Origin of the sequence: Promineifilum sp. (SeqCode) (assembly GCF_041918635.1) — a bacterium.
In the GTDB taxonomy this organism is placed as follows: domain Bacteria; phylum Chloroflexota; class Anaerolineae; order Promineifilales; family Promineifilaceae; genus Promineifilum.
On sequence record NZ_JAYRVJ010000171.1, the window covers coordinates 1 to 6,906 of the forward strand.

The 6,906-nt window shown below is 68.1% G+C and carries 7 protein-coding genes and 1 pseudogene; 6 read left to right on the top strand and 2 right to left on the bottom strand.

Features of this window, described 5'->3' with window-relative positions; all coding sequences use genetic code 11:
• Both ACE3UY_RS05780 and recJ read right to left on the bottom strand, forming a co-directional pair.
• On the bottom strand, positions 1-171 hold a 171-nt coding region (locus tag ACE3UY_RS05780; RefSeq protein ID WP_374686607.1), incomplete at its 3' end, for an NAD-dependent epimerase/dehydratase family protein.
• A complete protein-coding gene (recJ, locus tag ACE3UY_RS05785) occupies positions 168-1,949 on the bottom strand; it encodes a single-stranded-DNA-specific exonuclease RecJ (RefSeq protein WP_374686601.1) in 1,782 nt (593 codons plus the stop codon). The genes recJ and ACE3UY_RS05780, both read right to left, overlap by 4 nt.
• Before the next feature lie 123 nt (positions 1,950-2,072).
• Between recJ and ACE3UY_RS05790 the strand changes: the two genes are divergently transcribed.
• The 6 genes and pseudogenes from ACE3UY_RS05790 to ACE3UY_RS05815 all read left to right on the top strand — a co-directional run.
• Entirely contained in the window at positions 2,073-2,969 is an 897-nt protein-coding gene (locus ACE3UY_RS05790) for a YihY/virulence factor BrkB family protein (protein ID WP_374686602.1), read from the top strand.
• A 68-nt stretch (positions 2,970-3,037) separates the two neighbouring features.
• The gene (locus tag ACE3UY_RS05795; protein ID WP_374686603.1) at positions 3,038-3,277 is read left to right on the top strand and encodes a hypothetical protein; all 240 of its coding nucleotides are present in this window, start codon (positions 3,038-3,040) and stop codon (positions 3,275-3,277) included.
• A 174-nt stretch (positions 3,278-3,451) separates the two neighbouring features.
• The gene (locus tag ACE3UY_RS05800; protein WP_374686604.1) at positions 3,452-3,988 is read left to right on the top strand and encodes a PD-(D/E)XK nuclease family protein; all 537 of its coding nucleotides are present in this window, start codon (positions 3,452-3,454) and stop codon (positions 3,986-3,988) included.
• Positions 3,989-4,286: 298 nt separating this feature from the next.
• Entirely contained in the window at positions 4,287-5,564 is a 1,278-nt protein-coding gene (gene hisS, locus ACE3UY_RS05805; RefSeq protein WP_374686605.1) for a histidine--tRNA ligase, read from the top strand.
• 146 nt (positions 5,565-5,710) lie between these two features.
• The gene (locus ACE3UY_RS05810) at positions 5,711-6,553 is read left to right on the top strand and encodes an NAD(+)/NADH kinase (protein WP_374686606.1); all 843 of its coding nucleotides are present in this window, start codon (positions 5,711-5,713) and stop codon (positions 6,551-6,553) included.
• A 10-nt stretch (positions 6,554-6,563) separates the two neighbouring features.
• Positions 6,564-6,906, top strand: a pseudogene (locus tag ACE3UY_RS05815) (hypothetical protein); the annotation flags it as partial.

A 6,906-nucleotide genomic window follows, 5' to 3' on the forward strand; every position in this document is an offset into this window, starting at 1 on the left:
CATGCGGAAGTTGGGGTAGGCGCACAGCCGCTGCTCGTTGGCCCGCTTGCGCGCCGGGTCGTAATAGTCGTTGAAATTGTCCAGCCCGATGACCGTCCGTCCCTCGCGGCACAGGCGTTCGGCCAGGTGGCTGCCAATAAACCCGGCCGCGCCGGTCACCAGAATCGTCATAGGCTGCTGCCCTCCTCCTGAGTGGGGCGCATATCCTCGATCACGAGCTGCAAGTTGCGGTTGCCCTGCCACTGGTTGACGTTGACCTTGTAGACCACGTCGAGGTACTGCGGCAACGTGCCGGCCCACTCCCCCTGGCGGAAGGCGATGGCCGGGTAGGCCTGGGCGGGGCGGGGGGCGGCGTAGCGCCGGCCGGACGCCGCGCCGTTTTGCCGGGCGTCGGTCAGAAACAGCTGCAAATGGCTGCCCTCCGCGCCCACAGTCTTGTGGCTGACCACCTCGACGCCGCGGCTGAGCAGCCGGGGCACGGGGTTCTCCTCGCCGGTCGGCTCCAGTTGTTCCAGCGTCCCTTGCAGCGCCCAATCCACGGCGCTCAGCGGCAACTCGGCGTCGATGGTCAGCGCCGGGCGCAGCTCCTGGCCGGCCAGCCGGTCGCAGGCGATCTGGGTCAGGCGGGCGACGAATTCCGGCAGGTGTTCGTTGCGGATGGTGAAGCCGGCCGCCCGGGCGTGGCCGCCGTGGCGCACCAGCAGGTCGGCCACCTCGTCCAGGGCCTCGGTGATGTGGAACTCGTCGATGGAGCGGCAGGAGCCGCGGCTTTCTTCCGGCCCGTGCTCCATGATGATCGCCGGGCGGTAATAATTCTCGGACAGGCGGCTGGCGACCAGACCGACGATGCCCGACTGGAACTCCGGCCCGCCGACGATGAGGATGGGCGCGGCCGGATCGACCAGTTGCTCGGCGCGGGCGCTCAGCTGGCGGGTCAGGCTTTGCCGCTTGCGGTTCAGCTCGTCCAGCAGCTTGGCCTGGGTCTGGGCCGTCAGCGAGTTGTTGGCGATGAGCAGCTTGGCGGCGTCGTAGGCGTGGGCCAGCCGGCCGGCGGCGTTGATGCGCGGGCCGAGGGTGAAGCCAATGCTCTCGGCCGTGATCTGTTTCGGTTGCAGGCCGCTGACGTTCATCAGCGCGGCCAGGCCGGGCCGCCGCACCTCGTTTAGCACCACCAGCCCCTCGGCCACCAGCTTGCGGTTCTCGCCCACCAGCGGGGCCAGGTCGGCCACCGTGCCGATGGCGACCAGGTCGAGCAGGTTCGACTCGTCGCTGTGCACGCGGTCGGGCAGGGCGGCGCGCACCGCCTGGGCCACCTTGAAGGCGATGCCCACGCCGGCCAGCATGCGCTCCGGGTAGGCGGAGTCGGGCCGCTTGGGGTTGATGACGGCGGCGGCCAGCGGCAGTTCCGGGCCCAGGCTGTGGTGGTCGGTGATGATCAGGTCGAGGCCGATGGCGCGGGCATGGGCCGCCTCGATGGGGGAGCGGATGCCGCAGTCCACGCTGATGACCACGGCCGCGCCCCGGCCGCGCAGCGTCGTCAGCGCCTCCAGGTTCAGGCCGTACCCCTCGTCCACGCGGTCGGGGATGTAGGGCACGATCTGGCGGTGGTCGTCGCACAGGTCGCGCAGCGCCTCCGTCAGCAGGACGGTGGCCGTCACGCCGTCGGCGTCGAAGTCGCCGTAGACGACGATCATCTCGCCCTCGCGCACGGCGCGGGCGATGCGCGCCGCGGCGCGATCCATGTCGGCCAGCTGATAGGGGTCGCGGGACAGCAGGTAGTGGTTGGACAGGAACGACTGGATCTGCGCCGGCTGGGCCAGGCCGCGGTTGTAGAGAATCTGGCGCAAGACGGGGTGAAACGCGTCGCCGGCCGACCGCAGGGGCGAGTCGGCGGGTATTTCGGGGGCGACGCGCCAGCGGTACTCGCGCAGAGATTCCGGCCGTTTCATAGGGGAGAATGGTAACACGGGTGTCATAAATCCTCAAACCGGGCGGTCGGGCGGTTGTATGCCGGGCCGCGCCGGACTATACTCAAGCGAATCATTGACGCCAACAACGGACGAGTGAATAGCATGGCTCCAGGCCCGAGCGAGATGCAGGCGGACCGGTTTCAACAGATCGTGCGCGACGCGGCGGGTGCGGCCCGGATGTGGGCGCGCCTGGCGTGGCGCGCCGCCCAGGACGCGCAGGCCCCGGAGTCACAACTGCTGGCCTCCTCGATTGGGTACTTCACCCTCTTTTCGGTCTTCCCGCTGGCGCTGCTGGTCATCGCCATCGCCAGCAACTGGCTCGACCCGGTGATGGCCGAGTCGCGCATCGTGGCCGAACTGGAGTTCGTCATCCCCGGCCTGGAGGCCATGCTGGGGGCCAACCTGCAAAATCTGGCCGCGGCGCGCGGCCCTGTCACCGGCGTGGCCGCGCTCATCCTGCTCTTCTCCGCGTCCAGCGCCTTCAATGTCATCACCCGCGCCATGGATCGCATCTGGGGCGCGGACATCAACCACCGCCGCTCGGTCTGGCGGCACCGGACGCTGGCGGTGGTCATGGTGCTCATCATCACCGCCCTGCTGCTGCTGGCCTCCAGCATCGAGGGAACGATCCTGACCATCGTCAACAGCCTGCTGCCCGACCAGTTGGCGCGCATCGGGCCGTACACCACCGAGTTCTGGGCCGTCTTCCTGGACATCATCCTGTTCGCGCTCCTCTATTACTTCATGCCCCACGTCCGGCTGCGCTGGCGCGAGGTGCTGCCGGGGGCCATCGCGGCGGGCATCCTCTGGGAAGGGGCCAAGCGGCTCTTCCTCATCTTCGTCGCCAACTATCTGACGCGCTCTAACCTGGTCTATGGCTCGGTCGGGACGATCATCGCCTTCCTGAGCTGGACGTACATCAGCAGCCTCATCCTGCTCTTCGGCGCGTACCTCAACCGGTATGCCGCGTCGGCGCGTAGCTCAGTCATTCCTGACTGAGCGCCGCGGCCAGGAATGGCCGCGCTACACCGCTTGACTCACGCCCTATTATCCATAAAATAGAACATATGAGCTACCATTGGATCAAGGCCAGCGAGATCGCCGACTACTGCTACTGCCGGCGGGGCTGGTGGCTGCGGCGGATGCGGGGCGTCGCGCCGGTCAATGTGGCCCAACTGGCGGCCGGCACGCGCCACCACGAGCGGCACGGCCGGCTGGTGCAGCGTTCCCTCTGGGCGCAGCGCGTGGCCTACGTGGCCCTCTTCTGCGCCGTCGCGGCGCTGGTGTTCTTCTTCCTGGCGAATTAAGAAGGAGTGATCCGCAGATTGAGCAGATTGGGCAGATTTCTCAGAACGACATCGGCAACACGCTATCACCTGTAGATATTTGCTTCATGGGAGATTCTCTCATTTCATGCGCTCTTAAAATCTGCCCAATCTGCCTGATCTGCGGATGATTCTCTTGGAGCAGCAGATAAAGCCATGATCATGGGTGGTCTGCCTCTGGCGCTGGTGTTGTTCTTGCTCTTCCTGGCGGCGACGCTGTGGGCGGGGGGGCGCGCCTGGCGGCGGGAGAGCGGGCTGCCGGAAGGCAGCGTCATCTACACCGACACCGGCGCGTGGCGGGCCAACAACGACGTGCTGCACGCCGCCGGCCTGCGCCTGGTGGGCAAGCCCGACTATCTGGTGGAGCAGTCCGACGGGACGATCATCCCCGTTGAGGTCAAGTCGAGCGCCGCGCCGGACTCGCCCTGGGAGGGGCAGGTGCTCCAGCTGGCCGCCTACTGCCTGCTGGTGGAGGAGAACTACGGCGTGCGCCCGCCCTTCGGTATTCTCCAGTATCGCGACGGGGCGTTCGCCATCGACTACACCGAGGAGCTGGAGGCCGATCTGCTCGACCTGCTGGACGAGATGCGCGCCGCGTCCGCCGACCCCGACCCCGAACCCGACCACGCCGACCCGCGGCGCTGCGCCGGGTGCGGCGTGCGCGGGGCGTGCGACTACCGCCTGGACGAGTAGATCACCCTCTTAGGGCAATCCCTCCCCCTAACCCCCTCCCAAGGGGCGGGGGGATAAGCCCTTCCTCTCCCTGTGGGAGAGGGTTGGGGAGAGGGTTCCGCGCCGCGTACCGCCCTTCTCCACGGGCGAGGTAATTGGTCATTCCCCATTTCCCGTTATAATCCAGCGACTGGTAAGAAAAAGGCAAACAGGAACACAGAGAGACACAGAGCGCAGACACGGAGAGATACAGAGGAAGCGTCGTTTTATCGGTGTCATCTGTGAAATCTGTGGATTCTTCTTCGCTTCGGAGGCAATTGTGTCGAAAGAGATTCAGCGCCTCACCGGCATGCAGGACGTTTTGCCGGACGAGCGGCGCTATTGGGACGTGATCACGGCCGCGGCCGAGCGGTTGGCCCGCCGCTACGGCTTCCAGCGCATCGATACGCCCATCATCGAGGCGACCGAGCTGTTCACGCGCGGCGTGGGCCAGGCTTCCGACTTCTTCGTCCAGAAAGAGATGTACACGCTGGAGGAGCCGGACGGGTCGAGCATCACCCTGCGGCCGGAGTTCACCGCCGGCTTCATGCGCGCCTACATCCAGAACGGCCTGAGCAGTTGGCCGCGCCCGGTCAAGCTCTACACCATCGGCCCCGCCTTCCGGCGCGAGCGCCCCCAGGCCGGCCGCCTGCGCCAGCACACCCAGTTCAACGCCGAGATCATGGGCGAGGACGACCCGGCGGCCGACGTGGAAGTGATGATGCTGGCGATGAACCTCTACCGCGAGTTGGGCTTCCAGGGGTTGACCTTCCAACTGAACAGCACCGGCTGCCCCGTCTGCAAGCCGGGCTACGTCGAGAAACTCAAGGCGTACCTGGGCGATCACCTGGACAAGCTGGCCGACATCGACAAGGAGCGGCTGAGCAAGAACCCGCTGCGCGTGCTGGACAGCAAGGAGCCGGGCATGGAGGCGCTGCTGGCCGGCGCGCCCCACATCCTCGATCACCTGTGCGACGACTGCCGCGACCACTTCGGCGGCGTGCGCGGCCTGCTCGACGCCCTGGATCAATCCTATACCATCAACTTCCGGCTGGTGCGCGGCATCGACTACTACACCAAGACCGTCTTCGAGGTGTGGCAGAAGGGCATCGGCGCGCAGGCGGCGCTGTGCGGCGGCGGACGCTACGACGGGCTGGCCGAGGACATCGGCGGCCCGCCCACGCCCGGCGTCGGCTTTGGCAGCAGCCCCGAGCGCATTGTGCTCGGCATGAAGGAGCAGGGCGTCCGGCCGCCAGAGGTCGAGCCGCTGCCCGTGCTCATCGCCCATTTTGGCGGCGAGACGAAGACGGCGGCGACGCAACTGGCCTTCCGGCTGCGCGCGGCGGGCATCGGCGCGCGGCTGGCCTTCGGCCGGCAGCGCCGCAGCATGAAGAGCCAGATGCGCGAGGCCGACCACCACGGCGCACGCGTCGTGCTCATCCTGGGCGACGACGAGGTGGCCCGCGGCGAAGTGACCGTCCGCCCCATGGGCGGCGGCGAGCAGGTGCGCGTGCCGGTCGCGGAGGTGGTGGAGTGGGTAGCGAGAAGTGGTCAGTAAGCAGTGGTCAGTAAGCAGTGGTCAGTAAGCAGTGAGCAGTGGACAGTAGGTCAGTGGGTCAGTGGTTGATGGTCGGCGGTTTGATGCCCCCCCGCACCCCTGCTCCCCCGCTCCCCTGCTCCCCCGCTCCTAACTCTTGATTTCCTATGAACGTGATCGGCATCCTCGAACAACCCCGCATCGCCGAATCAGCCCCGCTGGCGGAGAAGCTGAAGGCGTGGCTGGCGGCGCGGGGCGTGGCGACGTGGACGGCCGCGCCGTGGGACGACGGCGCGCTGCCCGAGGCGCCGCTGGCCGACACGTCGCTGCTGGTCGTGCTGGGCGGCGACGGCTCGACGCTGCGGGCGGCGCGCTGGACAGTGCCCCACGACGTGCCCATCTTCGGCATCAACATCGGCCGCGTCGGCTTCCTGAGCGAAGCCACGCCCGACAACTGGCCCGACAAGCTGGAGCGGGTGCTGGGCGGCGACTACTGGATGGAGCGCCGGCTGCTGCTGCACGCCGAGTTGTGGCGCGAGGGGCAGCTCATCAAGCCGTTCGTGGCCCTGAACGAGGCGGTCATCGGCCGCGGGGCGCAGGCGCGGGTCATCCGCCTCCACCTGCGCGTCGATGGCGACCTGGTGACAACCTACATCGCCGACGCGCTCATCGTCGCCACGCCGACCGGCTCGACCGCCTACGCCATGGCCGCCGGCGGGCCGCTGATGCCGCCGCAGTTGCAGAACTTGCTCATCGTGCCCGTGGCCGCCCACCTGAGCCTCAACCGGCCGCTGGTGCTGCACGAGAACGCCCGCATCAGCATCCAGGTGGAGATGAGCCACGAGGCGTTCCTGACCGCCGACGGCCAGAAGAGCGAGCCGGTCTTCAGCGGCGACGAGGTGCTCATCACCAAGTACGAGCGCGCCTGCCGCTTTGCCCGCGTCGAAAGCCCCGGCTACTTCTACCGCCGGCTGATGGGCCGCCTCGGCTTTAGCTGGCCGCACGTGTAAAATATCTGCCATGCCCATTCGAGACCCCCGACTCCGCACGCTGCTGACCCAGGCCGACCGCATCGCCTCTTACGGCAAGAACGCCGCGGCCGAATCGCTCTACCGCCAGATTCTGCGCGACGCGCCCGACGCCGAGGAGGCGTGGCTGGGGCTGGCCGAGGTGGCGACCGACCCGGCCGAGAAGCGCGCCGCCTATGAGCGGGCGCTGGCCCTCGCGCCCGACAGCCCGGCGGCCGTGGTGGGCCTGGCGGCGCTCGACGGCCGGCCCGTGCCGCCGGAGGCCGCCGCCGCGCTGGCCGCGGCGCGCGCCGAGAAGGAGGAGCCGGAGCGCGAAAGTCTCGTCACCCCGGCGG